27 protein-coding genes and 1 tRNA gene are annotated in these 22,369 nt (G+C 63.2%); 25 read left to right on the top strand and 3 right to left on the bottom strand.

The annotated features are described in order from the left end of the window. The first annotated feature begins 211 nt into the window (after positions 1 to 211). From BIO17B3_RS16470 to BIO17B3_RS16435, 8 genes are read left to right on the top strand one after another with little or no spacing between them, the layout of a single operon-like run. A complete protein-coding gene (locus BIO17B3_RS16470; protein WP_156054847.1) occupies positions 212 to 637 on the top strand; it encodes a single-stranded DNA-binding protein in 426 nt (141 codons plus the stop codon). Beyond that, the gene (locus BIO17B3_RS16465; RefSeq protein ID WP_156054846.1) at positions 634 to 840 is read left to right on the top strand and encodes a hypothetical protein; all 207 of its coding nucleotides are present in this window, start codon (positions 634 to 636) and stop codon (positions 838 to 840) included. Before BIO17B3_RS16470 ends, BIO17B3_RS16465 begins: the two co-directional genes overlap by 4 nt. Beyond that, on the top strand, positions 837 to 1,649 hold the full coding sequence (locus tag BIO17B3_RS16460; RefSeq protein ID WP_156054845.1) for a hypothetical protein: 813 nt from the start codon (positions 837 to 839) through the stop codon (positions 1,647 to 1,649). The genes BIO17B3_RS16465 and BIO17B3_RS16460 overlap by 4 nt, the downstream gene beginning before the upstream one ends. Before the next feature lie 30 nt (positions 1,650 to 1,679). Continuing rightward, complete coding sequence (locus BIO17B3_RS16455; protein WP_232054322.1) at positions 1,680 to 1,970, top strand: hypothetical protein; 291 nt, start codon at positions 1,680 to 1,682, stop codon at positions 1,968 to 1,970. A gap of 17 nt (positions 1,971 to 1,987) precedes the next feature. Then, entirely contained in the window at positions 1,988 to 2,194 is a 207-nt protein-coding gene (locus tag BIO17B3_RS16450; protein WP_156054843.1) for a hypothetical protein, read from the top strand. A 19-nt stretch (positions 2,195 to 2,213) separates the two neighbouring features. After that, complete coding sequence (locus BIO17B3_RS16445; protein ID WP_013106297.1) at positions 2,214 to 2,492, top strand: hypothetical protein; 279 nt, start codon at positions 2,214 to 2,216, stop codon at positions 2,490 to 2,492. Further along, positions 2,492 to 2,665 (top strand): hypothetical protein, encoded by a 174-nt coding sequence (locus BIO17B3_RS16440; protein WP_156055613.1) that lies wholly within the window; start codon positions 2,492 to 2,494, stop codon positions 2,663 to 2,665. The genes BIO17B3_RS16445 and BIO17B3_RS16440 overlap by 1 nt, the downstream gene beginning before the upstream one ends. Beyond that, positions 2,662 to 3,192: a nucleoside 2-deoxyribosyltransferase gene (locus BIO17B3_RS16435; protein WP_156054841.1), complete on the top strand. Its 531-nt coding sequence runs from the start codon at positions 2,662 to 2,664 to the stop codon at positions 3,190 to 3,192. The genes BIO17B3_RS16440 and BIO17B3_RS16435 overlap by 4 nt, the downstream gene beginning before the upstream one ends. Positions 3,193 to 3,249: 57 nt before the next feature. Here BIO17B3_RS16435 and BIO17B3_RS16430 read toward each other — a convergent pair whose 3' ends face one another. Next, positions 3,250 to 4,419 (bottom strand): integrase arm-type DNA-binding domain-containing protein, encoded by a 1,170-nt coding sequence (locus BIO17B3_RS16430; RefSeq protein ID WP_156054840.1) that lies wholly within the window; start codon positions 4,417 to 4,419, stop codon positions 3,250 to 3,252. Positions 4,420 to 4,758: 339 nt separating this feature from the next. Between BIO17B3_RS16430 and BIO17B3_RS16425 the strand changes: the two genes are divergently transcribed. The 9 genes from BIO17B3_RS16425 to BIO17B3_RS16385 all read left to right on the top strand — a co-directional run bounded on the left by BIO17B3_RS16425 (position 4,759) and on the right by BIO17B3_RS16385 (position 12,032). Beyond that, positions 4,759 to 5,970, top strand: a complete 1,212-nt coding sequence (locus tag BIO17B3_RS16425; RefSeq protein ID WP_156054839.1) for a site-specific integrase — start codon at positions 4,759 to 4,761, stop codon at positions 5,968 to 5,970. Positions 5,971 to 6,232: 262 nt separating this feature from the next. Then, a complete protein-coding gene (locus BIO17B3_RS16420) occupies positions 6,233 to 6,430 on the top strand; it encodes a hypothetical protein (protein ID WP_156054838.1) in 198 nt (65 codons plus the stop codon). Between the two features lie 15 nt (positions 6,431 to 6,445). Next, a complete protein-coding gene (locus BIO17B3_RS16415; protein ID WP_156054837.1) occupies positions 6,446 to 6,610 on the top strand; it encodes a hypothetical protein in 165 nt (54 codons plus the stop codon). Between the two features lie 94 nt (positions 6,611 to 6,704). Next, positions 6,705 to 7,241 carry a hypothetical protein gene (locus tag BIO17B3_RS16410; RefSeq protein WP_156054836.1) on the top strand — a complete coding sequence of 179 codons (537 nt, stop codon included), beginning with the start codon at positions 6,705 to 6,707 and terminating at the stop codon, positions 7,239 to 7,241. 43 nt (positions 7,242 to 7,284) lie between these two features. Further along, entirely contained in the window at positions 7,285 to 7,560 is a 276-nt protein-coding gene (locus BIO17B3_RS16405) for an AlpA family transcriptional regulator (RefSeq protein WP_232054321.1), read from the top strand. Further along, positions 7,557 to 7,865: a hypothetical protein gene (locus BIO17B3_RS16400; RefSeq protein ID WP_156054835.1), complete on the top strand. Its 309-nt coding sequence runs from the start codon at positions 7,557 to 7,559 to the stop codon at positions 7,863 to 7,865. Before BIO17B3_RS16405 ends, BIO17B3_RS16400 begins: the two co-directional genes overlap by 4 nt. Positions 7,866 to 7,876: 11 nt before the next feature. After that, positions 7,877 to 10,630, top strand: a complete 2,754-nt coding sequence (locus tag BIO17B3_RS16395; RefSeq protein ID WP_172978997.1) for a DUF927 domain-containing protein — start codon at positions 7,877 to 7,879, stop codon at positions 10,628 to 10,630. 372 nt (positions 10,631 to 11,002) lie between these two features. Beyond that, a complete protein-coding gene (locus tag BIO17B3_RS16390; protein WP_156054833.1) occupies positions 11,003 to 11,245 on the top strand; it encodes a hypothetical protein in 243 nt (80 codons plus the stop codon). 97 nt (positions 11,246 to 11,342) lie between these two features. After that, complete coding sequence (locus BIO17B3_RS16385; protein ID WP_156054832.1) at positions 11,343 to 12,032, top strand: hypothetical protein; 690 nt, start codon at positions 11,343 to 11,345, stop codon at positions 12,030 to 12,032. Positions 12,033 to 12,158: 126 nt separating this feature from the next. Here BIO17B3_RS16385 and BIO17B3_RS16380 read toward each other — a convergent pair. Beyond that, positions 12,159 to 12,249: transfer RNA gene (locus tag BIO17B3_RS16380), tRNA-Ser, on the bottom strand. Between the two features lie 51 nt (positions 12,250 to 12,300). Further along, entirely contained in the window at positions 12,301 to 14,280 is a 1,980-nt protein-coding gene (gene acs, locus BIO17B3_RS16375; RefSeq protein WP_156054831.1) for an acetate--CoA ligase, read from the bottom strand. Positions 14,281 to 14,482: 202 nt separating this feature from the next. On the opposite strand from acs, the gene BIO17B3_RS16370 reads away from it, so the two are divergent. From BIO17B3_RS16370 to BIO17B3_RS16335, 8 genes are all read left to right on the top strand, one after another. After that, positions 14,483 to 15,133, top strand: a complete 651-nt coding sequence (locus BIO17B3_RS16370) for a YqhA family protein (protein ID WP_013106321.1) — start codon at positions 14,483 to 14,485, stop codon at positions 15,131 to 15,133. 58 nt (positions 15,134 to 15,191) lie between these two features. Continuing rightward, positions 15,192 to 16,727: a fumarate hydratase gene (locus BIO17B3_RS16365; RefSeq protein WP_156054830.1), complete on the top strand. Its 1,536-nt coding sequence runs from the start codon at positions 15,192 to 15,194 to the stop codon at positions 16,725 to 16,727. Between the two features lie 9 nt (positions 16,728 to 16,736). Continuing rightward, entirely contained in the window at positions 16,737 to 16,961 is a 225-nt protein-coding gene (locus tag BIO17B3_RS16360; RefSeq protein ID WP_156054829.1) for a cysteine-rich CWC family protein, read from the top strand. Continuing rightward, on the top strand, positions 16,958 to 17,749 hold the full coding sequence (murI, locus tag BIO17B3_RS16355; RefSeq protein WP_156054828.1) for a glutamate racemase: 792 nt from the start codon (positions 16,958 to 16,960) through the stop codon (positions 17,747 to 17,749). The genes BIO17B3_RS16360 and murI overlap by 4 nt, the downstream gene beginning before the upstream one ends. 114 nt (positions 17,750 to 17,863) lie before the next feature. Further along, positions 17,864 to 18,979, top strand: coding sequence for an NADH:flavin oxidoreductase/NADH oxidase (locus BIO17B3_RS16350; protein ID WP_156054827.1), 1,116 nt, complete (start codon positions 17,864 to 17,866; stop codon positions 18,977 to 18,979). 317 nt (positions 18,980 to 19,296) lie between these two features. Further along, complete coding sequence (locus BIO17B3_RS16345; RefSeq protein WP_156054826.1) at positions 19,297 to 20,730, top strand: cytochrome c; 1,434 nt, start codon at positions 19,297 to 19,299, stop codon at positions 20,728 to 20,730. 1 nt (position 20,731) lies between these two features. After that, the gene (locus tag BIO17B3_RS16340; protein ID WP_156054825.1) at positions 20,732 to 21,967 is read left to right on the top strand and encodes a hypothetical protein; all 1,236 of its coding nucleotides are present in this window, start codon (positions 20,732 to 20,734) and stop codon (positions 21,965 to 21,967) included. A 9-nt stretch (positions 21,968 to 21,976) separates the two neighbouring features. Next, positions 21,977 to 22,366, top strand: coding sequence for a c-type cytochrome (locus tag BIO17B3_RS16335; RefSeq protein WP_156054824.1), 390 nt, complete (start codon positions 21,977 to 21,979; stop codon positions 22,364 to 22,366). The last annotated feature ends 3 nt before the right edge of the window (positions 22,367 to 22,369 follow it).

Raw genomic sequence — 22,369 nt, 5'->3', positions numbered from 1 at the left:
CGCCGTTGAGCGGTCGCTGGGACGACCGGCTGCAATGGGTCGAGAGCTGCCGATCGGCCTGCCGAGCCGTGGCACGCCCTTCGCCTTGTCGTGATGTCGCCTCGGTATGGAGTGGCCCACAAGCCACCCTGTTGTAAAAAGTAGGCAATGCCTATTTACATGAAAGCAGGCATTGCCTACTATTCACTCCATCCCCTCGATGGAGTGAAGCATGTCCTCTCTCAACAAGGTTCAACTGATCGGCCACCTCGGACGCCACCCCGAGGTGCGCTATACCGCGGACGGAGTGGCCGTTGCCACCCTCGCACTTGCTACGTCCCGCACCTGGAAAGACAAGGGCGGCGAGCGCCGTGAGGAAACCGAATGGACGCGGGTCGTGCTGTTTGGACGGCTTGCCGAGATTGCCGCGGACTTTCTTTCCAAGGGCACACAGGCCTATGTCGAGGGTCAGTTGCGCACGCGCAAATGGGCCGATAAAGATGGGGTGGAAAGGTACACGACCGAGGTCGTTGCCGATGAGTTGCTGTTGCTGAGCAAGCGGGAGATGGAAAAACCTGCGACCGCTCAGGCGTCGTCGGTTGACGCCGGGCTGGCATGGCCTGATCTGGATGCGGCGCAGGCCGGGGATGCGCCATGATGTTCAACCGCTTCCCTGTGGACTACGTTTTTGTCGGTGAGCGCGATGGGTTCGCCGGGCGCGCGCCGGATGCTGCTTTGTGGCGACGTGAAGCCTACCGGCGCGGCTATGCGCAAGGGTTGCTGACGCGCGCCGAGCGCATCGCACAGGGTGCGCTGCAGCAGACGGTGATTGTGAGCCCAACAGCAGAGGTGCGGCTGTGACGCGCTATCACTATGAAATCGTTCCTCGGCCTGCCGACCTTGGCGGCGGCTGGCGGCTGCGGCTGCTGGAGGACGAGCGGGAAGTTGGCGGCGGGGTGTTTCCGCTGGCGGAGTACGCCACAGAAAATGCAGATGAAGCCGTCCTCTTCGCCTATGAAGACGCCTTGGCCGACGCCTCGGCCTGGCTAGACAGCCGACCCAAAGAGGCCGCAGCAGCCATGGCGCATATGTTGACCTGTTCGGGCATCGACTATGCGCCAGGAGCGTTGCGGGTGCAGGACGTGCGGATTGAGGACATTGCGCATGCTCTATCGCTGATCTGCCGCTTCGGGGGACACAGCGCCGAGCATTACTCGGTCGCGCAGCACAGTCTGTTGGTCGTGCGCATTCTGGAGGCGATGGAAGCACCGCCAGAAGCCCTGCTCTGCGGGCTGCTGCATGACGCGCACGAAGCTTATGTTGGCGACGTGCCGACGCCAATCAAAGCGATGCTGGGCACATCCTGGAACGATCTGGAACACCAGGCGGAGTCTGCCGTACTGGATGCTTTCGGACTGCGCAATTCGATGAATGACTGGCACGACCTTGTGAAACATGCAGATCGTATTGCGCTGGCGACGGAACGGCGGGATTTGTTGACTTTTGACATGAAAACCAACCTGCCGTGGCCGATACTCCACGGGGTCGAACCGTTTCCGCAACAAACGGCGGGCGCATGGGGCGACTGTCGCCATTGGGCCGAGGCCTTTCTGGAGCGATTTGCGCGGCTTCAGGAGGCTTGCGAGGCTCGTACTTGCATCTCAACTTGAAGGGGTTTTTCGATGAAACGATCTGTGCTGTTGGCTGTGCTGCTGTGCGCGGGGGTCTTGGCGGGGTGTGGGAAGTCCTCCCCAATCACCGCGGCCTCGACTGCCGCAGGCCCTAGCCCGTTTAGCGGCCGCGATGAGGCCTGGTTCATTGCGCACCCGAAAGAAAACGAGACCGAAAACGTCTGGTGCAAAACAAACAACGGCTACCTCAACCCAACAGTCAAAGAACAGGCCAAAACCTATGACCCGGCGTGCGACGTAGCCGCCAGCGCTTACTACAAGCGAATGATGAATGCGAAAACCCAGCCGGGCGCGTTCTAACCATCGAGGTCACTCAGATGCAATCCGCCGGAATGACGTTCATCATCGCGATGATTGTTCTCTACGCCCTCTTCCACCTGTTCTGGATGGCGCCGATCTGGGCCAAACTGATCGTCTTGTCTCACCTCCTCTGGTCGCTGGGGCGTCTGTTGTGGGCGGTCTACAAGCGGCTGGGCTGGGAGATCAAACGCCGTCGCATGGCCACGCGCTCTCAGCGTCTGTGATTGAACAGGAGGATGCCCCGTGCTCAACGATTTGCTCGAACTTCCCCAACGGGTGATCGCGTTCGCGCGCATCGGCCTGCGGACTTCTCCTGCTGACATTGAGGCGGCGATCCGCTGCCTCGATCAGGCGCAGAACAGCATGCGCAGCGCCGGACAGAGCGCGGTCGCGTTGCACCCCGCCCGTGCTGCGCTGGCCTCTTTGCGCTGGGGGCACCTGCCGCATCGGGATGTCTGCATTTCTGCGGTGTCGAGCCTGGGCGCTGTGATGGTCCTCGGTGAGTCGGTGGAGGAAACGTGATGCACCTGGACATCGGACACATGGCCGTCAGCTCTCTGGTGCATGGGCTGGTCTACGACGTGATTTTCAAGGCCACGCGGAATCTGACGGTCATGCAGACGACTGGGCTGGCGGTTGTGGTGATCGCTGGCCTGTGGCTGGCAGCAAGAATGTTTGGAGGGAAGCGGCGATGACAAAACCACGGATCTATCTGGCTGGGCCAGACTTGTTCTTTGAGGATCGTGATGCGCGCTATGCGCACCTGCGGGCGGCTTGTGCAGATGCGGGGCTGGAAGCGGTGGCTCCGACTGACGGCCTCGAAGTGCATACGGAAGGGCCGCTTTCGGTGGCCGAGCAGATTTATCAGCACAACTTGCATCTGCTGCGCGATTGCGACGGGATGCTGGTGAATCTCAGCCCATTCCGGGGTGTGGAACCGGATAGCGGGTCTGTCTTTGAGGCGGCTTTCGCCACCGCTATCGGCAAGCCCGTGGCCGCCTGGATCGGTGACCACTGGAACACCCAAGAACGCTCTGCCGTGCTGCGCAAAGTCTGGCGTGATGCGGATGGCCGGGTGCGCGACAAGCTCGACGGCGGACTGGTGGAGGACTTTGGACTGCCTACCAATTTGATGTTGGCTTGTAGTTTTTCCGTCTCGCCTGCGCCATGGCAAGCGATCGAACGGCTGCTCATGGTTTTGCCGGTTATGGAAGGGGTCTGAAATGAGCTGCGCCCGGCACGCTGCCGCAGCCCGTGCGGCTCGGCGACCTCAAGCACTTTAGGTTGGCTTATCGGATTCCCACTGTCGATCCAACCAATCCGCCCACCACTGCATCAGATCCCTGCGCTGATCGAGATACTGCGCTCGGTTGTACGCCGCGCGAACCGCGTCAGTCTCACGGTGCGCGAGCTGGCGTTCGATGACATCATGCGCGAAGCCAGACTGCTCATTGAGCACGGTGGACGCCAGCGCCCGGAATCCATGCGCCGTCATCCGGCCGCGATAGCCCAGTCGGTAAAGCGCGAACAGGAAGGTGTTCTCAGAAAGCGGATGACCCGGGCGCAGGGGCGAATCCAGCACCAGATCGCGGTCACCGGTAAACACCCGGAGTTGTTCGAGCACCGCGCGCGCCTGCTGTGACAGCGGCACGACGTGCGGCAATCCCGCCTTCATGCGGTCCTCAGGAACCACCCAGACCGCGCCGTCCTCGCGCAGCTCAGCCCACCGCATGCCGCGCATCTCGCCGACGCGCACGAAGGTCAAAGCCAGCAACTGCAACCCCAGTCGGGTAACCGGTTCCTCATAGCCGTCGATCGCCGCGAGCAGCGCACCGGCCTCGCCTGGCGGGATACTGGCCATCGGCTTTTTCACCTTGCGCGGCTGCAGCACCCGCACCAGACCGGCAGCACCGTGGCTCTCGATGTAGCCCACGTCCTGAGCGTAGTCGAACACCGCGGCGATGCGCCCGGCCACTCGGTGCGCGGTTTCCACACGGCCACCTTTCTGCACGGCCTGCACCACCTCGACGAGCTTCGTGCGCGGGATCTGGTCGATCGGCAGTGAACCAATCGCGGGGAACGCGAAGCGCTCCAGCGTCCCGGCGACCTGCCCCTGATGCTTGCCGTTGGAGAGGGAGGGAAGTTTGATCTTGAGCCACTGCTCAGCGATCGCCTTGAACGTCGGTGCGACCTTCGCGGGTGGCGGGGCGGTCGCTGCGTCGGTCGGCGCACTCTTGGCTTGCGCATGCGCAACGCGGGCCTGCGCCAGAGACATGGTCGGGTAGCGGCCATAGGTCCGCGTGCGTTGTTTGCCGGTCTGCGCATAGTTGGCGCGCCAGCTCTTCAGCCCGGTCGGCGCCACAAAGAGGTACAGGCCGCCGCCGTCGGTGAGTTTGTAGGGCCGCTCCTGCGGCTTGGCTGCCTCGACAGCCTTCACGGTGAGACTCATGGTATCGCCCTTCTGGATGCCATGGACGATACCACGATTGGCGGCTGGCTGGCGTGGTATCGCCCCGGATGCAACGGGACGATTATGGACGCGCTCTCCTATGAAAAAGCCCCGTCACAGAAACTGCGCGGGGCTCTTGGGGACTACTTTGGATCAATTCTGGCGGAGAGAGGGAAATCCGAACTGACGTTCACCAGCATCCGCACTAGTCCACTTTTCCCTTTGTTAATCAGGCACTTGCAGAGTTCATAGTTCGCCACCATCCGCAGAAGTATTCTAAAATCCACGTCAACGGGTAAGACTGCCGGTAAGACCGGCGAAGTTGGCGGAGATAGTGAGATGGCGACGACATTGAACCGGCTTGCACCACGCAAGGTAGAGACGGCTGCACCGGGTTTCCACAGCGACGGCGGCAACCTTTACTTGCGCGTCAGGGATTCGAATTCACGCGCCTGGGTGTTCCGGTACAAGGCCGCAGGCAAGGTGCGTGAGATCGGGCTAGGGCCGCTGCACACCCGCAGCCTTGCCGAAGCCCGCCAAGTGGCTGAGGCCATGCGCAAGGCCGTGGCTGCTGGCGCTGATCCTGCCGATGTGATCCGGGCGCAGCCTGAGCCGGAAGAACAGACCAAGACATTCGAGCACTGCGCGCTGGACATGATCGACGCCAAGCGCGCAGGCTGGAAGAACGCCAAACACGCGCAGCAATGGGCGAACACCCTGCGCGACTACGCCTTTCCCGCCATCGGCAAGAAGCTGCCCGCTGATGTGACCCTTGCCGACATCAAGGCCGTGCTGCTGCCGATATGGGCCACCAAGACCGAGACGGCGCAGCGCTTGCGAGGCCGCATAGAAGCGGTGCTCGACTATGCCGCCGTGCATGGCCTATGCGACGGCACACGCAACCCGGCACGCTGGAAGGGCACGCTTGACAAGGTGCTGCCCGCCCCGCGCAAGGTGACGGCGCGCGAACATCACGCCGCTGCCGAATATGCCGACGTGCCCCGCATCATGGCCGTGCTTGCAGGCAAGGCGCATATCTCAGCATTGAACCTGCGGTTCACCATCCTGACCGGCGCACGCTCAGGCGAGGCGCGCGGTGCACTGTGGGATGAAATCGACCTCGACGCGGCAACCTGGACGATTCCCGCCCGGCGCATGAAGGCGGCCCGCCCGCACCGGGTTCCCTTGTCAGCGCCCGCCGTGGCGATTCTCAAGGCCCTGCTGCCGCTGCGCAGGCCCGGCGTTGACCTGGTGTTTCCCGGCGGACGCGATGGGCTTCTGTCCGATGTGGCTGTGAACAAGACCTTGCACGCCATCGCGCCGGGTGTGACCGTGCACGGCTTCCGCAGCGCCTTCCGCACCTGGTGCGAAGAGCAGACCAGTTACCCCCGCAGCGTGACCGAGGCGGCGCTGGCGCACGTCAACGCGGATAAGGTGGAGGCCGCCTATCAGCGCTCTGACCTGTTCGACCGCCGCCGGGAGTTGATGCGCGCCTGGGCAGACTTCACCACCGGCAAGGGGAACATCGTCAGGCTGACAAGCGCGGCCTGAACGGCTTGGCGAGCAAAAAAGACTGAGGACACTGAGGACAAAATGAAAAAACCGCTGCAAGCCGCATGAATGCTGGGTTTTGGCGGGTTCAGAGAACTGAGGACAAAGTGAGGACAAAGTGAGGACAAAGTGAGGACACTGAGGACAAATCTATCTATCCTCTGCACTGTCCTTGCTGCCTGTGCTTCTCTGGAATCAACCGCGCGAAAGAGTTTCTGCCGCGCGCGCCCGGCCCCGGCGCGCATCAGAGAAGGGAATTGTCATGAACATGGTCGAAGTACAACGGCGCTTTGAAGAGCTTGCAAGCCTGATCGACGGCGCACGGATGCTGATTGAATCGCACGAGGAATCGGGCCTATCTTCAGCCCTCCACATTCTGGAAGTTGTGATAAACAAAGCGATGGACGCCGCCGAAGACGCCGCCGAAGCGCAGACCTGCCCGGAAGATCAGCCCGTTTGAATCGAGAGAGCCGCCATGCAAAGCACTACACCGCCCGAACTGATCGCCTTTGCCGCAGGCTACACCTCGACCGCCTGGGAGGGCAGCCGCCCCGATGATCCAGAAGCGCCCTGGTCTGACCGATTCAGCGACGACGACCTGCTGCACTACCTCTCGGACTGGCCTGCATCGCCGCGCTGACAAGTTTTGCCCGGCCTAGGTTTGGCCGCCGAAAGTCTGCCGCCCCTGGGCAGATTGGCCGGGCACCCATGACAGGGCGCGCATGTGGGATGCGATGGACAAACCAACCCGAAATCTACTGGTGCAGCGCATCCGAGAAATCGACACATCGTCGCGGGGTCTGATCGAATGGGTGCCGAAAGACCGTGACGAGCTTAAGAGACTCGCAAGCGCGATAGAAGACCTTCAGCGCCAGATAGAGGCCAGCCCGCAAGCGTGGGCGCTTGAGGAAGCGCATGAGCAAGCGCACGGCCCGCAAGCTTACGAAGTGGCGATGTGGCACCTGTACGCCTTGGCCGAATCCGCCCGCCGGGCCGAAGAGCAACTACCGCCCGCACAAGGCCGCCCTGCGCTGGCTTTTGCAGCGGCCGCCTGGGTGCACTTCAAGTCATTCGAGATGAACGGCCCGCCGCCCTTGACCGACACCGGGCCAGGCGTTGCGGAACTGTCCGCACTTTGCGAAGAAGCCGGGCTGCTGCGCTCGGACGCATCGATACGCAAAGCCCTGAGCAAAGCCGTCAAGGCGTTCGATCCTCACTGTCCTTCTGACGAACTGAGCGCCTTCCTGAACGATCTAGGGCGCGTTGTCTAGGGAAAAGTCTCTGACGATTTAACGCAAACTCTTTTCCCTATTCATGGTGCGCCGCCGTCGCTCCAATGGTTTCCATCGCAACCGCATGGAGATCATTGAAATGCATGAAATCCCTACAGCGTCCGCAGACCGCTTGCTTCGTCTGCCCGAGGTTGAAAGCCTTGTCGGTCTGCGCAAGTCGGCCATCTATGCCCGGCTGAAAACCGGCGAATTTCCGCCCTGCGTAAAACTCGGCCCGCGTGCGGCTGCCTGGCCTGAATCGGAAATTCAAGCTTGGATCGCTGACCGAATCCGCCTCTCACGCCGGGGAAGCGCATGAGCAGCAGCCGCCAAGACCCGAGCGATTTACTCGAAGCCGAGTGCGAGTCGCTGCAATCAAATTCCTGGGCCGATGGGGACAATTTCGTCAACTATCCAAATGCGGCCGCGCTGATTGAATCAGCCATCGCCGCCATCGAAAAGAGTATTCCGGACAGATTCGAGCACGACGGCCGCACATACAGGCTACGGAGCAAGTTGAAACGCCTTGACCTTGGAATACATAAGGACCCAGCGAGCGCGCGGCCGCTACTTCGACTGGAGACGGAAAGTTTACGCTGGCTTGGATTCAAGCCAGGCCATTGATGAAGGCCGCCATGCGAGGAGGAAGCGCTTCCCCTGAACAAATCCGCGCGGCCCTGGACTGCATTCCGCCCGACCTGCCGCGCGATGAATGGGCCAGGATAGCCATGTCGCTGAAGTCCGAGTTAGGCGCAGCCGGGTTCGATCTGTTCGACGCCTGGAGCGCAACCGGCGAAAGCTACGACGCCGCCGCCGCCCGGGACACTTGGCGCAGCATCAAAGCTGCGGGCCGCGTGACCATCGGCACGCTGTTCCATTTGGCGCAGCAGCACGGTTTCAAGCGCTCTGAGCCTGCCGCGCCGCCAAGCCCCGAAGCCCTCAAGGCGCAAGCCGCAGAACGGGCCGAACGCGACCAGCAAGAGCAGGCCGCCCGCGAAGCCGCACAGACCAAGGCAGCGCGAACGGCACAGCGCCGATTCAGCGAGGCCAGCGAGAGCGGCAGCAGCGCCTACCTCGACCGCAAGGCCGTGGGCGCGCATGGCGTGCGCTTTGCGGCAGACGGGGCGCTGCAGGTTCCCATGCGCAGCCTGCAGGGCGAGCTGCGCAACCTGCAGACCATCAAGTCGGAAGGAACAAAGCGCTATCTGACCGGCGGGCAGAAAACCGGCCTGCTGCACTGGATTGGCAACCCCGAAGGCGCGCAGGCGCTGCTGCTGTGCGAGGGCTACGCCACAGCGGCAACGGTCTATGAGGCCACCGCGCGGCCTGTGGCCTGCTGCTTCGACACTTCAAACCTAGCCCATGTGGCGCGCGCCCTGCGCAGTCACTATGGGCCGGGCGTGCTGCTGCTGATCGCAGCCGACAACGACCGAGGAACCGAGGCCCGCACCGGCAAGAATCCGGGCCGAATCGCCGCAGAGGCCACCGCGCGCAAAGTGGGCGGTTTTGTGGCGCTGCCCGATGCGCCCGAAGGCCAGAATGTGGACTTCAACGATTGGGCCGCAAGCGCTGGGCTTGACGCGGTGAAGTCCCGTATCGAAGCCGCCATTCCGCAGGCGCTGGCGCAGCCCGCAGCCGAACCCCCGGCGCAGAGCCGCAAAGCAGCAGCCCCTGAGCATGACCGCTTCCGCCTCGATAGCGCGGGCGTATGGTTTACCGAACTCGACGGCGAAGGCCGCCCGAAGCCGCCGCTATGGGTCTGCAGCCCCCTTGAAGTCACGGCTCAGACCCGTGATGCGGATAGCCGCGAATGGGGCTTTCTGCTGGAGTTTGACGATCCGGCGGGCAATCATCGGCAATGGGCCGCGCCCGCAAAGATGCTCGCCGCAGACGGCGCGGAATTCAGGGGGGTGTTGCTCTCATTAGGGCTGCGCATCAGCACAGCGCCCCGCGCCCGGCAACTGCTGGCGACCTATGTGCAGACGCGCCAGCCCGAAGCCCTGGCGCGCTGTGTGGATCGCGTGGGCTGGCACCCCGGCGGGGTCTATGTGCTGCCGGATGAAGTGATTGGGCACGCCAGCGAGCGCCTGATTTTTCAAGCCGAAGTTGCGACCGAGAACACCTTGCGCCAGCGGGGCACGCTCGACCAGTGGCGCAAGCGCGTGGCGTCTTATGCCGTGGGCAACAGCCGCTTGACGTTCGCCATCAGCGCGGCTTTTGCGGGCATGGTGCTGCGCCCTTCTGGCGAGGGCGGCGGCGGGTTTCACCTGGTGGGCGCTTCGTCCTCTGGAAAGTCCACCGCCCTGCGCATTGCCGCTTCGGTGTACGGCCCTGCCGCCTATGCGCAGAACTGGCGCAGCACGTCCAACGCGATTGAGGGCACATCGGCGGCGCATTGCGACCGCACGCTGATCCTCGACGAAATTGCGCAGATCGACGCCCGCGAGGTGGGCGAATGTTCCTACATGCTCAGCAATGGCATGGGCAAGGCCCGCGCCAGCCGCACCGGGCAACCGCGCCCGCGCTTGCAATGGCTTTTGATGCTGCTGAGTGCTGGGGAAGTCGGCATTGCGCAGCACATGGCATCGGTGAACAAAACCGCGCGAGCCGGGCAGGAATTGCGCCTAGTCGATCTGCCCGCCGATGCGGGCGTGGGCATGGGGCTATTCGAGCGCCTGCACGACAAGGACAGCCCGCAGGCGCTGGCGTTGTACCTTGGCAAAGCCGCCGATGCTTGCCACGGCACCGCAGGCCGCGCCTTCCTTGAACACATCGTCAGCCGCGCTGACACCCTGCGCGAGCACATGCGCAGTGCTGTGGATCGCCTGGCTGTGGAATGGATTCCAGAAGCTGCAAGCGGTCAGGTTCACCGGGTTGCACGCCGCTTTGCCGTGGTGGGCGCTGCGGGCGAACTGGCGACCACAGCGGGCTTGACCGGCTGGCCTGAAGGCGAGGCCGAACGCGCCGCCCGGCGGTGCTTTCAGAACTGGCTTGCATCGCGCGGCGGGCTGGGCAATTCCGAAGATCGCCAGATGCTTTCACAAGTGCGCCGCTTCCTTGAGCTGCACGGTGAAGGGCGGTTTACCGACTGGAACCGAGCCGATGACGCCCACGCTCCGCGCACCCTGAGCCGGGCCGGGTTTCGCAAGGCCAGCAAGGATGTCACGGGCGATGTGGAGAGCTGGACTTATTACGTTTTGCCTGAGACCTTCAAGACCGAGGTCTGCGCCGGGTTCGATGTGCGGGCTGTGCTGCGAGTGCTGCGTGAGGTCGGGCACCTGGCACCGGACAAGGGCCGCCCGTTCGATTGCAGGCCGCGCCTGCCCGGTCTTGGCAAGGCGACGGTGTATTGCATCAAGCCGTCGATTTTTGAATATGAGGACGATTGAAGCCCAGCCGACAGGCCGATGCGCCGGGCGCGGCGGGGCGCGCGGCAGAGCTTTTTTCGCGCTGCAAACGGCAGGCCAAAACACTGATCCAGTAACAACACAAGCCCGGCGCTTTTTCTTCTGCGAACGTCAGCGGACAGATTTGTCCTCAGTGTCCTCAGCTTTTTTCGGTTTGTCCTCAGTCCGACTGAGGACAGAAAACCCTTTGAACATCAACAAGTTAGAAGCGTTTTTCCGGTTGTCCTCAGTGTCCTCACTTTTTTTTGCACAGAAGCCGAAAGGGCTAGGCGTTTCGTCCTCATTTTCACCACTCCGAGAACCGGCGGCGGGCCGGTTTCCGGGGCACCATTTCCCCGCCATTTGGAGCAAACCATGAACCGAGCAGCAGCCATGCGTTACCTGAAAGTGCATCAACCCGACTCCCCCTGGGGCTTTGCGCAGCCGACCAAAGCGCAAGCCCGCACCTACCTGCAAGGCTTGGCCGCGCGAGGTGCGCCTGCCGATTTGGTGAACCAACAAGCCCGGCTTATCGCTCAGGCGATGCGGGGCGGCAGCACGCTGCCCCCGCATGTGGCTGCACAGCTCCGCCCCCCCCTGGGGGTGTCAAAAGTTTGAAGCCTTCCCCCCAAGACCGTGCGCCTAGTCAGATTTTTATGGTGCTGAGTTTTGAGGGGGGGGTATTGCCTTTTTTGCAACACACTGGAGAAAAAACATGTCAGCAACTCGTTTGAAACAGCCTGAAACCGACCTGAACTCGTTCGATGTGAACGTGGGCGATTACCTTGCCGTACGCGAGGCCCGCGAAGAGCTCGCCGCCATCGGCGCGCGCCTGGCCAAGACCACCGCCCGCAGGAACGAGACTTGGAATCTGCTATGCATGGGAGCCCGCGCGCCTGACGAAGAATCCGGCGTCTTGGCGCGCACTCGACGCCTGCTGTCTGGCGACACCACCGCGTCTCGCTCTGGGGCCGGAAGTCCCGCACCCGAAGAGTTAGGGCGTGAATATCGCCAACTTGTCAACGAAGAGGAGCTTCTGAAATCTGCGCAGCAGAAACTCTTGACCAAGATCGACCGCGAAATCAGCCGGGCAACAGAACATCGGAAGGCGCAGCCCGACTTTGCGCAGGCCCGCGAAGCGCTGGTGAATGCGGCCCTAAATCTGCTCGAAGTCCACCGCGCCGGGTTCGAATTGGCTGAGCGCATCGCCGACAAGGGGTTCGATCTGAGCGAGGCCACGGACGGATGGAGCGGAGCACACTTGCCGAGGGAGTTAGCCGAGAGTCTCGAACGGGTTGTGGGCGGAGAACGGGTTATCCCGCTCGACCTGCAGCGTTACACCGCGAACCTCATAAATCGCACCTTGACGCACCTGCGGACGCCCGAAAAACCAAGCTTCCGCTAGAAACAAAAGCCCGGCTTCTGCCGGGCTTTTTCGTTCAATCCTTGCACGCGGGTAAGACCTACGGTAAGACCGAGCAGAGCCAGAAAAGAAAAAAGCCCGTTAAATCAAGGGCTTAGTTCAGTGCATTGGCGGAGAGAGGGGGATTCGAACCCCCGAAGGGCTATTAACCCTTACACGCTTTCCAGGCGTGCGACTTAAACCGCTCATCCATCTCTCCGGTAACCCGCGACTATAGCAGACGAGGGCTCCCGGCTTGGGGGCTTCAGGGTCAATGCGTTTTGCCGAGTTGGTCGAGGATGGCGGGATTTTCGAGCGTAGAGGTATCCTGGGTGACAGCCTCTCCCTTGGCCAGAGAACGCAAGAGGCGACGCATGATCTTGCCGGAGCGCGTCTTGGGCAGGTTGTCGCCGAAGCGAATGTCCTTCGGCTTGGCAATGGGGCCGATTTCCACGCCCACATGGTTGCGCAGTTCGGCCGCGATTTTCAGGGCTTCCTCGCCCTCAGGCCGGGGGCGTTTGAGCACGACGAACGCGCAGATGGCTTCGCCAGTGATGTCATCCGGACGGCCGACCACGGCGGCTTCGGCCACCAGCGGGTGCGAAACCAGGGCGGATTCGATCTCCATCGTGCCCATGCGGTGGCCGGAGACGTTGAGCACGTCGTCGATGCGGCCGGTGATGGTGAAGTAGCCGTCATTGGCGTCGCGAATGGCGCCATCGCCTGCCAGGTAGTAGCCGCCCAGTTCTTCTGGGTAATAGCTTTTCTTGAAGCGTTCGGGATCGCCCCAGATGTTGCGGATCATGGCTGGCCAGGGCTTTTTGATGACCAGAATGCCACCGGTGCCCCAAGGCACATCGTGGCCGGTTTCGTCCACCACTTCGGCGGTGATGCCGGGCAGTGGCAGAGTGCAGGAACCGGGCACCATGGGCGTCGCGCCGGGCAACGGGGTAATCATGTGGCCGCCGGTCTCGGTCTGCCACCAGGTGTCGACAATAGGGCAGCGACCGCCGCCGATGTGCTCGTAATACCACTCCCAGGCCGCGGGGTTGATGGGTTCGCCGACGGTGCCGAGCAAGCGCAGGCTGTCGAGCTTGTAGTTGCGCGGGTGCACGGCGGGGTTGGTCTCTGCCGCCTTGATGAGTGAGCGGATGGCCGTGGGCGCGGTGTAGAAAATGGTGACCTTGTGTTGCTCGATCATTTTCCAGAAGCGTCCGGCGTCTGGAAAGGTCGGCACACCCTCGAACATGATTTCGGTGGCGCCGCAAGCCAGCGGACCATAGGCGATGTAGCTGTGCCCGGTCACCCAGCCGATGTCGGCGGTACACCAAAACAGGTCGTCCGGGCGGATGTCGAAAGTCCAGAGCATGGTCAGCTTGGCCCAGAGCAGATAACCCGCGCTGGAATGCTGCACGCCCTTGGGTTTGCCGGTGGAGCCGGAGGTGTAGAGCAGAAACAGGGGATGTTCTGCCTCGACCCAAACCGGCGGGCAATCCGGGCTCTGGGCTGCGGACAGTTCGTGCATCCAGAGATCGCGGGGGGCGGTGAAGGCCACGTTGCCGCCGGTTCGCTGATAGACCACGACATGTCGGATGGTGTCGCAGCCGCCGAGCGCCAGGGCCTCGTCGACGATGGCTTTGAGCGGCAGCGATTTGCCGCCGCGTCGCTGTTCGTCGGCGGTGATCACCAGCACGGCGCCCGCGTCTTCGATACGGTCGCGCAGCGACTGCGCCGAAAAGCCGCCGAACACGACCGAGTGCGTGGCCCCGATTCGGGCGCAGGCCTGCATGGCCACCACGCCCTCAACCGACATGGGCATGTAGATCACCACGCGGTCGCCCTTTTTCACCCCGAGCGATTTGAGTGCGTTGGCAAAGCGGCCCACCTTGTCGAGCAATTCGGCGTAGCTCACGCGGGTGACGGCGCCGTCATCGGTCTCGAACACGATCGCAGTCTTGTCGCCCTTGCCGGCCTGCACGTGCACATCCAGGCAGTTGAAGGACACATTGAGCCGACCATCGTCGAACCATTTGTAGAACGGGGCCTGGCTGTCGTCGAGTGCGTGGGTAAAGGGATGCTGCCATTGCAGGTTTTCCCGCGCCATGCGCGCCCAGAAGCCGGTGTAATCGGCCTCGGCCTCGGCGCAGAGGGCGCGATAGGCGTCCATACCGGAAATGCGGGCGGACTGCACGGCTTGCTGGGAGGGGTAATAAACCTTGCGTTCGTGCGGGTGTGTGGCGGTGTCGCTCATGACAGTCTCCTTCGTTTTGTGAAATCTCAGCGCAAAGGCGCAGGAAAAAACATTGCTATCTGAATTTTGCGCCCTTACGTAGCCCTGACGGCAGCCCTGACGCTGCACCTCGAGCATAGTGCGCAGCGCTGGCGTGGGGATGAATTGGAGCGAGACGGTGCCCTTCTAGAATCGCGATTCAATCCCCGTCACCGGAACCGCCATGCCTCGTCCGCCCGACCTGCCGCACGTCCCCTTCATCCCCCGCCTGCTGTTTATGAGCCGCTGGTTGCAGTTGCCGCTTTATGTGGGGCTGATCCTGGCACTCGGGGTGTATGTCTTTCACTTCTGGGTGGAACTCACCGATCTGGTCGGCGCGGCATTCGGCAATCAGGCCTCGCTGGCACACTTGCTCGAAGCCATCGCCGTGCGCAATCCTCTGCCCGTGGAGGATGCGCAGGCTCTGGCGCATGGCGCCGCGCCCAAACTCACCGAGACGACCATCATGCTGGTGGTGCTCAGCCTGATCGACGTCGTGATGATCGCCAATCTGCTCATCATGGTGATCGTGGGCGGATACGAAACTTTCGTGTCGCGCATGTACCTCGAAGACCATCCCGATCAGCCGGAATGGCTGTCGCATGTCAACGCCTCGGTGCTCAAGGTCAAGCTGGCGATGGCCATCATCGGCATTTCGTCCATCCACCTGCTGCGCACCTTCATCAACGCCGACGCCTATAGCGTGAAAGCATTGGTGGCGCAGACCACTATCCATGTCGTGTTCCTGCTTTCGGCCATGGCGATCGCCTACACCGACCGCATGATGACCCGCACCATGCTGCTGGGCCATGTCAAGGCGGACGAGGCTCATTAGGCCCGCCGCCTGTCAATCCCGGCACTACCTGTTTCATCCACAACAAACCGTTCACACCATGACCACCGTTATCCGCGCCGCCGATTTGCGCGACAGCATCGCCGCAGCGCTGCAGTTCATCAGTTACTACCACCCGGCCGACTACATCAGCCACCTGGCTAGAGCGTATGAGCGCGAGCGATCGCCTGCGGCCAAGGACGCCATGGCGCAGATTCTGACCAATAGCCGCATGTGCGCCGAAGGGCATCGCCCGATCTGTCAGGACACGGGCATCGTCAATGTCTTTCTCGACATCGGCCTGAACGTACGCCTGGAAGGCTTCGACGACGGCCTCGATGCAGTGATCAACGCCGGGGTACGGCAGGGGTATCTCGACCCCGAAAACGTGCTGCGCGCCTCGATCGTGGACGATCCGATTTTCGCCCGCAAGAACACGCGCGACAACACTCCGGCCGTCATCAACGTCAACCTCGTGCCCGGCAATACCGTGTCGGTGAAGGTCGCTGCCAAAGGCGGCGGCAGCGAGAACAAGAGCAAGTTCATCATGATGAACCCCAGCGACAACCTGGTCGATTGGGTGCTCGCCACCCTGCCGACCATGGGCGCCGGTTGGTGCCCGCCGGGCATGCTGGGCATCGGGGTTGGTGGCACGGCCGAGAAGGCCATGCTCATGGCCAAGGAAGCGTTGATGGACGATATCGACATGTCCGATCTGCTGGCACGCGGCCCGCAAAACAAGCTGGAAGAACTGCGCATCGAGTTGTTTGAAAAGGTCAACGCGCTAGGCATCGGCGCTCAGGGTCTCGGCGGCCTGTCCACCGTGCTGGACGTGAAGATCAAGACCTACCCGTGCCACGCGGCCAGCAAGCCGGTGGCCATGATCCCCAACTGCGCCGCCACCCGCCATGCCCACTTCGTACTCGATGGCAGCGGCCCGGCCTTTCTCGATCCGCCCAGTCTCGACCTCTGGCCCCAAGTGCACTGGCAGCCCGATGCCGCACGCAGCCGCCGCGTCAATCTCGACACCCTGACCCGAGAAGAAGTGGCGAGCTGGAAGCCGGGCGACACCCTGTTGCTCTCGGGCGAACTGCTCACCGGGCGCGATGCCGCGCACAAGCGCATTGCCGACATGCTGGCGCGTGGCGAAACACTGCCTGTCGATTTCACCAACCGGGTGATCTACTACGTCGGCCCGGTCGACCCGGTGCGCGACGAAGTCATGGGCCCGGCCGGCCCGACCACCGCCACCCGCATGGACAAATTCACCGAGACCATGCTCGCACAGACCGGGCTGATCGCCATGATCGGCAAGGGCGAACGCGGCCCGGTGGCGATCGAGGCGATCAAAAAGCACCGCAGCGCCTCGCTCATGGCCGTGGGCGGCGCAGCGTATCTGGTGGCCAAAGCCATCAAGGCGGCGCGCGTCGTGGCGTTTGAAGACCTGGGCATGGAGGCGATCTATGCCTTCACCGTGCAGGACATGCCCGTGACCGTGGCGGTGGACGCGCAGGGCATCTCGGTGCATCAGACCGGCCCGGCACAGTGGAAAGCGCGCATCGCGCAAATGCCGCAAATTCCCATCACTGCCGCCTGAACGCCCTCGATGTCCGCTGACCGCCCCGCCTGCGACCCCGCGCGCTGTCCGCTGTGCGGTCAGCCCAATGCGTGCACGCGGGCCGCGGGGGATGAATCGGCCACTTGCTGGTGCGTCAGCGTGCGCTTTGCGCCGCAAACCCTGGCACGCATTCCGCCCGCGTGCATCGACTTGGCCTGTATCTGCCCGCAATGCGCGGATGCCGAGCCCGCTCAGCCAAGCCGTCGCGCATGAGCCCAACCCCGAAGATCGGCGTCTTCGATTCCGGCGTGGGCGGCCTCACCGTGCTGCGCGCGCTGCGGGCGCAGTTGCCGCAAGCCAGCCTGATCTACGTCGCCGACTCGGCCCACGCGCCCTACGGCGACCGACCTGACGATTTTCTGCAGCAACGAGCACGCCAGATCACCCGCTTTCTGATCGGGCAAGGCGCGCGCCTCATCGTCGTGGCCTGCAACACCGCCACCGCGGCAGCCATCGCCGCTTTGCGCGCGGAATTCGATCTGCCCTTCGTGGGCATCGAGCCCGGCATCAAGCCCGCGCTGGCCCGCAGCGACGCGCGGCGCGTCGGCGTGCTGGCCACCCCGTCCACCCTGCGCAGCGCCAAGTTCCGCGCGTTGTTACACACCCATGCCGGCGCTGCCGAGCCGGTGCTGCAGCCCTGCCCCGGTCTGGCCGATGCGGTGGAGCGTGGCGATCTGCAGGCGCCGCAAGTGCAGCAGTTGATCCGTCAGTTCTGCGCGCCGCTGCGCACTGCCGGTTGCGACACCGTGGTGCTGGGTTGCACGCATTACCCCCTGCTGGCCGAGCAGATTCAGGCCGAACTCGGCCCCCAAGTGCACCTGCTCGACACCGCCGAGCCAGTGGCGCGGCAAGCCGCGCGTCTCTGGCAACAAACAAGCGCACAGAGGCCCGAACTGCCGCAGATCTACACCAATGGCGATCTCGCCGTGCTGCGTCGCATGGCGGATCTTTGCGGGCTGCAAGACGCCGCCATCCATCGCTGGAACGAAGTCGCCGCTTGATCGCACCGCCCTGCCCTGCAGAAAACGGCTGACGCGGGGACAATGGAACGAGATGTTTTATTCCACGCCAGCCGCCCGTTGCAGCTGCTTGTCAGATTCTTTCGTTCATTGCCTATGTCGTCTCAACTCTTCTCCCCGTTTTCACTCGGCGCCCTCAGCCTGCGCAACCGCATCGTGGTCAGTCCGATGTGCCAATACAGCGCCGTGGAGGGTAATGCCATGCCCTGGCACCGCGTGCATCTTGGCCAGCTGGCGCAAAGCGGCGCCGGCCTGCTGTTCATCGAGGCCACCGCGGTCGAAGCCATCGGCCGCATCACCCCCGGCTGTCTGGGGCTGTATTCAGCCGACAACGTGGCGGCGCTGCGCGCCGTGCTTGACGATGTGCGCAGCTTTAGCGACATGCCCATCGGCATTCAACTCGGGCACGCGGGGCGCAAGGCATCGAGCGCGCGGCCCTGGGACGGCGGTCAACTCCTACCGGCTTCGCAAGGCGGCTGGCCCACCGTGGCCCCTTCCGCGGTGCCACATGGCGCACAGGAGGCTGCACCGCAAGCGCTGGACGCCAGCGGCCTGGCGCGCATCCGCAACGCCTTCGTCCAAGCCGCGCGACACGCCGCCAGCCTGGGCCTGCAAGCGGTGGAGCTGCACTGCGCGCACGGCTATCTGCTGCACCAGTTTTTGTCGCCGCTGTCCAATCAGCGCGACGACGGCTACGGCGGCAGCCTGACCCAGCGCATGCGCTATCCGCTGGAAGTGTTCGATGCCGTGCGCGCCGCCTTGCCCGCGAGCATTCCGCTGGGCGTGCGGGTCTCGGCAACCGACTGGGTGGAGGGCGGCTGGGATCTGGAGCAAACCCTTGCCTTCGCGCAAGCGCTCAAGGCGCGAGGTTGCGACTGGATCGATGTGTCTTCCGGCGGTTTGTCCCCCAAGCAGCAAATCCCCATCGGCCCCGGCTATCAGGTGCCATTGGCTCAGGCGGTGCGAGAGGCGACCGGGCTGCCCACGATGGCCGTTGGCCTGATTACCGAAGCGCAACAGGCCGAAGCCATCGTGGCTGAAGGCCGGGCCGATCTGGTCGCGCTGGCCCGCGCCCTGCTGTGGAATCCGCATTGGCCCTGGCACGCCGCAGCCGCCTTGGGCGCGCAGGTCAAGGTACCGCCGCAATACTGGCGCAGCGAGTCGCGGGACGCCCGCGGCGTGTTTGCCAACGCCGCCATCGGCCAGCGCTGAGCAGCGGCCTTGCCTCCGGCGCCCGCAACGGCGGCCAATCTGCGTCAAATCAAATGAAACCGCGCCGACAGACACAGACCCCGGCGCGGATCAACGGTCCGCCCCAGCGAACGCAATCCGCGTAAACCCTGAATTTCTGCGCCTTGCGGGCCGTTTGTGACCCCAGTCACTCACACATAGATAAATCTGCAAGTCTCAATTTGCAATTTGCGGTAGATCAAATCCCTACTGAGCTCCTCTCTCGATACTCCTACCAGTAACAAAGTGTTGTCTTTTGCAACATTGCGGTGCAGGTCGCACCGAGACTAGGAGTCGAGATGGATTGGGTCGGGCTTTATCCCACTTGGTATGAACCGGGTGTGGGCAGTGGCTGGGTCGTCGGCATCATGGCCACCATTCATGTGCTGGCTTCGCACACTTCGGTGGGCGCGGCCATTTTGTTTGCCTATCTGGCGGTGCTCGCCTACCGGCGCAATCAGCCGCAGTTGCTGGATTACATCCGCAAATACGGCATGTTCCTGCTGGTGTTCTCATATGTCATCGGCTCGATCACCGGGCCGGGCATCTGGTTCACCACCACTGTGGCCAGTCCGCGCGGCATTTCGGCGTTGATCCACAGCTTTGTGTGGAAATGGGCCACCGAATGGGTGTTTTTCGTCATCGAGGTGGTCGGCGTCTATCTGGTGATCTACTTGGTCGGCCGGGTCGATCAGCGCACGCATATGCGCATCGCCGTGATCTTCGGCATGGCGTCTTACACCACCATGCTCATCATCCTGGGCATCCTGTCGTTCATGATGGTGCCGGGCAAGGAGGTCTGGTTCACTGAGGGGGGCTACCTCAACGGCTTCTACGGCAGCAACACCTTCGCCCAGCTCGCCATGCGCACCGCGTTCATGTTCACTATGACGGCGGTGGTCGGCGGCATCGTCGCGGCGCGCATCACCGATCCGGCGTTCAAGCGTGAGATTTCGCGCAAGCTGGCCTGGCTGGGCATCGTGTCGTCGATCACCGGCGCGGCGCTGTTCCAGTGGTATATCCGCACCCTGCCAGAAACCGCGCATCTGGTGATGGACAACCGCCTGCCGTCCTACTTCCAGCCCGCCATCATCACCGTGCTGCTGGGCATTCTGGCTTACTTCGTGATGACGCTGATTTCCTCGCGCACCCTGGTGGTGTGGGGGGCGTCGGTGGCCACCGTGAGCATTTTGCTGTTCGGGCTGTGGCCGGAGGAAGTGGCGCGCGAGTCCATCCGCAAGCCCTGGGTGGCCGGGCAGTACATCTATTCCAACCAGGTCGTCGGCCGCGATGTGCCAGGCATGAACATCAAGAGCGAGATTCCGCTGCTGGAGACGCACGGCTTTCTCAAGACGCAGGTGTTCGTTCCCAACGAGCTGCGCGTGGTCACGCCGGACAACATGCTCAAAGTCGGCGAGTCGCTGGCGCTGACGACCTGCTCCAACTGCCATTCGCTGAGCGATACCGGCATGCGACCGCTGCATCGCTACTTCGGCGGCACGACCAACGTGACCGAGGTGGAAAACTACCTGCGCGGCGCGCTCTCCACCGGGGCCACGCTGTATATGCCGATGATTCCGCTCAAGCCCGAAGAAGCCGAGGCGCTTGCGGTATTCATCGTCAACATGAAGCAGCCGCAGGCCGCCATCGCCCACATCCAGCACAAGGCGGCACTGGCGCAGGCCGACCAAGCCGCTGCGCTGCCCGCAACCCTGACCCAAGAGGTGCGCTGACATGAATTCTGAAATGCTCTATGCCCTGCGCGACGTCGCCGGGGTTCCGTCTCACCCCATCGTCTTTCTGGTGCTGGGCGTGCTGACCTTTGCGCTGCACATCGCAGCGGTACAGGTCATGCTCGGCGGCACGGCGCTGGTGCTCGCCAACGCCTTCAGCCGCAACCCCATGCGCCGCCGCCTGGCCGCGGCCATGACCACCACCGCCAAGATCGCCGTCTCGGTGGCCGTGGTGCTCGGCGTGGCACCGCTGCTGTTCGTGCAGGTGACCTATGACCCGTTCTGGTACACCAGCAATGTGCTGTCGGCCTGGTGGGTGGTGGGCTTTATCGTGCTGCTCATTGTCGGCTATATGGCGCTGTACTTTTTCTACAGTCGCAATCATCACCTCAACGACCCTCAGCACGACACGCGCTCGGGCTGGAGCCTGGTGGCCGCGCTGGCGCTGTTTCTGGTCGTGGGCTTCATCATGCATGTGCTCACCCAGCAAATGCTCAGCCCCGAAAAGTGGATGAGCTGGTACGCACCTGGCGGGGTGATTGAGCCGCGCGGCCGCACGCTGCACGACTACAACCTGTGGCGCTTCGGCTTTTTCATCGCCCTGGCCGCACCGGTGACGGGGGCTTGGTTGTTCGCCTATCGCCGCTACCTCAGCGCGGGGCAACTGGCCGAGGCGAACTACCTCCAGTGGGTCGGCGCCCTCGCCAGCAAGATGCTCAATATCGGCGGGGTGATCGCCCTGGTGTTTCTCGGCGGCTGGATGGCCACCCTGCCTGCCAACATCGCCGGGTTTGCCACCTCGCCCATCGTGCTGCTCAGCGTGGCGTTGCTGCTGCTCACCGTGGCGCTGCCCACGGTGCTGGGCCAGCGCACGCTACACACCTCGCTCGGCTACGCCCCCTTCGCCCTCGGCGCAGTGGCGCTGATTGCCGTGGCCGCGCTGCGCGAAGTGCTGCGCTGGACGGTGCTCAAGGGCATACACGGCTATGACGTGTTCACCTATCCCGTGCATATCGATTGGTACAGCAACGTGCTGTTCTTCTCTACCTTCGCCCTCATTGGCGGCAGCACCCTGGCTTACTTCCTCACCATTGCCTGGAAGGTGGGGCAGACGCCCAAGGGCCAGATCTACACCCCATCGGCCGCCATCGACCGCATCGGCACGGTTTCAATGTGGCTGGTCGGCCTCTGGATCGTCCAGTTCTTCGTGGTCGGTTTCGTCGTCTGGGCGCAATAAGGATTTCGTATGCGACTCCATCACCTCACCCTCACCTTGATCGGGCTCGTGTTCGCCATCGGCCTGCTGGGCGCGAATGCTCCCGTGTTTGCCGCGCCAGCCGCACCCGCAGCGGTCGGCACACCAGCCGCCGCACCATTGCCACCCGGCCCCAAAGCGCCGCCCGCAGGCGCCGCCATGGCGCAAACCTGCGCCGGCTGCCACGGCACGGACGGACGGCTACACGCCGCCGCCTTCATGCCCCTGGCTGGCATGCCCAAAGCGCAGTTGGCGCAGGCCATGCGCGATTTCCGCGATGGCAAGCGCCCCTCCACGCTGATGGGCCATGTGGCGCAGGGCTTCAGCAATGGCGAAATCGACGCCATGGCGAGCTACTTCGCCGCCGTCAAACCCGAATAAGAG

This window comes from Thiomonas sp. OC7 (genome assembly GCF_900634595.1).
Lineage (GTDB): Bacteria > Pseudomonadota > Gammaproteobacteria > Burkholderiales > Burkholderiaceae_C > Thiomonas > Thiomonas arsenitoxydans.
This window is presented reverse-complemented; position numbering and strand designations above follow the sequence as displayed.

Bases quoted from the DNA above. Each gene is read 5' to 3' on its own strand.
- acs (WP_156054831.1), bottom strand. From the start codon at position 14,280: ATGAGCGACACCGCCACACACCCGCACGAACGCAAGGTTTATTACCCC.
- BIO17B3_RS16390 (WP_156054833.1), top strand. From the start codon at position 11,003: ATGAACCGAGCAGCAGCCATGCGTTACCTGAAAGTGCATCAACCCGAC.
- BIO17B3_RS16385 (WP_156054832.1), top strand. From the start codon at position 11,343: ATGTCAGCAACTCGTTTGAAACAGCCTGAAACCGACCTGAACTCGTTC.
- BIO17B3_RS16440 (WP_156055613.1), top strand. From the start codon at position 2,492: ATGCACCTGGACATCGGACACATGGCCGTCAGCTCTCTGGTGCATGGG.
- BIO17B3_RS16350 (WP_156054827.1), top strand. From the start codon at position 17,864: ATGTCGTCTCAACTCTTCTCCCCGTTTTCACTCGGCGCCCTCAGCCTG.
- BIO17B3_RS16410 (WP_156054836.1), top strand. From the start codon at position 6,705: ATGGACAAACCAACCCGAAATCTACTGGTGCAGCGCATCCGAGAAATC.
- BIO17B3_RS16450 (WP_156054843.1), top strand. From the start codon at position 1,988: ATGCAATCCGCCGGAATGACGTTCATCATCGCGATGATTGTTCTCTAC.
- BIO17B3_RS16370 (WP_013106321.1), top strand. From the start codon at position 14,483: ATGCCTCGTCCGCCCGACCTGCCGCACGTCCCCTTCATCCCCCGCCTG.
- BIO17B3_RS16365 (WP_156054830.1), top strand. From the start codon at position 15,192: ATGACCACCGTTATCCGCGCCGCCGATTTGCGCGACAGCATCGCCGCA.
- BIO17B3_RS16470 (WP_156054847.1), top strand. From the start codon at position 212: ATGTCCTCTCTCAACAAGGTTCAACTGATCGGCCACCTCGGACGCCAC.
- BIO17B3_RS16425 (WP_156054839.1), top strand. From the start codon at position 4,759: ATGGCGACGACATTGAACCGGCTTGCACCACGCAAGGTAGAGACGGCT.
- BIO17B3_RS16400 (WP_156054835.1), top strand. From the start codon at position 7,557: ATGAGCAGCAGCCGCCAAGACCCGAGCGATTTACTCGAAGCCGAGTGC.
- BIO17B3_RS16405 (WP_232054321.1), top strand. From the start codon at position 7,285: ATGGTGCGCCGCCGTCGCTCCAATGGTTTCCATCGCAACCGCATGGAG.
- BIO17B3_RS16345 (WP_156054826.1), top strand. From the start codon at position 19,297: ATGGATTGGGTCGGGCTTTATCCCACTTGGTATGAACCGGGTGTGGGC.
- BIO17B3_RS16415 (WP_156054837.1), top strand. From the start codon at position 6,446: ATGCAAAGCACTACACCGCCCGAACTGATCGCCTTTGCCGCAGGCTAC.
- murI (WP_156054828.1), top strand. From the start codon at position 16,958: ATGAGCCCAACCCCGAAGATCGGCGTCTTCGATTCCGGCGTGGGCGGC.
- BIO17B3_RS16340 (WP_156054825.1), top strand. From the start codon at position 20,732: ATGAATTCTGAAATGCTCTATGCCCTGCGCGACGTCGCCGGGGTTCCG.
- BIO17B3_RS16465 (WP_156054846.1), top strand. From the start codon at position 634: ATGATGTTCAACCGCTTCCCTGTGGACTACGTTTTTGTCGGTGAGCGC.
- BIO17B3_RS16420 (WP_156054838.1), top strand. From the start codon at position 6,233: ATGAACATGGTCGAAGTACAACGGCGCTTTGAAGAGCTTGCAAGCCTG.
- BIO17B3_RS16395 (WP_172978997.1), top strand. From the start codon at position 7,877: ATGCGAGGAGGAAGCGCTTCCCCTGAACAAATCCGCGCGGCCCTGGAC.
- BIO17B3_RS16335 (WP_156054824.1), top strand. From the start codon at position 21,977: ATGCGACTCCATCACCTCACCCTCACCTTGATCGGGCTCGTGTTCGCC.
- BIO17B3_RS16435 (WP_156054841.1), top strand. From the start codon at position 2,662: ATGACAAAACCACGGATCTATCTGGCTGGGCCAGACTTGTTCTTTGAG.
- BIO17B3_RS16360 (WP_156054829.1), top strand. From the start codon at position 16,737: ATGTCCGCTGACCGCCCCGCCTGCGACCCCGCGCGCTGTCCGCTGTGC.
- BIO17B3_RS16430 (WP_156054840.1), bottom strand. From the start codon at position 4,419: ATGAGTCTCACCGTGAAGGCTGTCGAGGCAGCCAAGCCGCAGGAGCGG.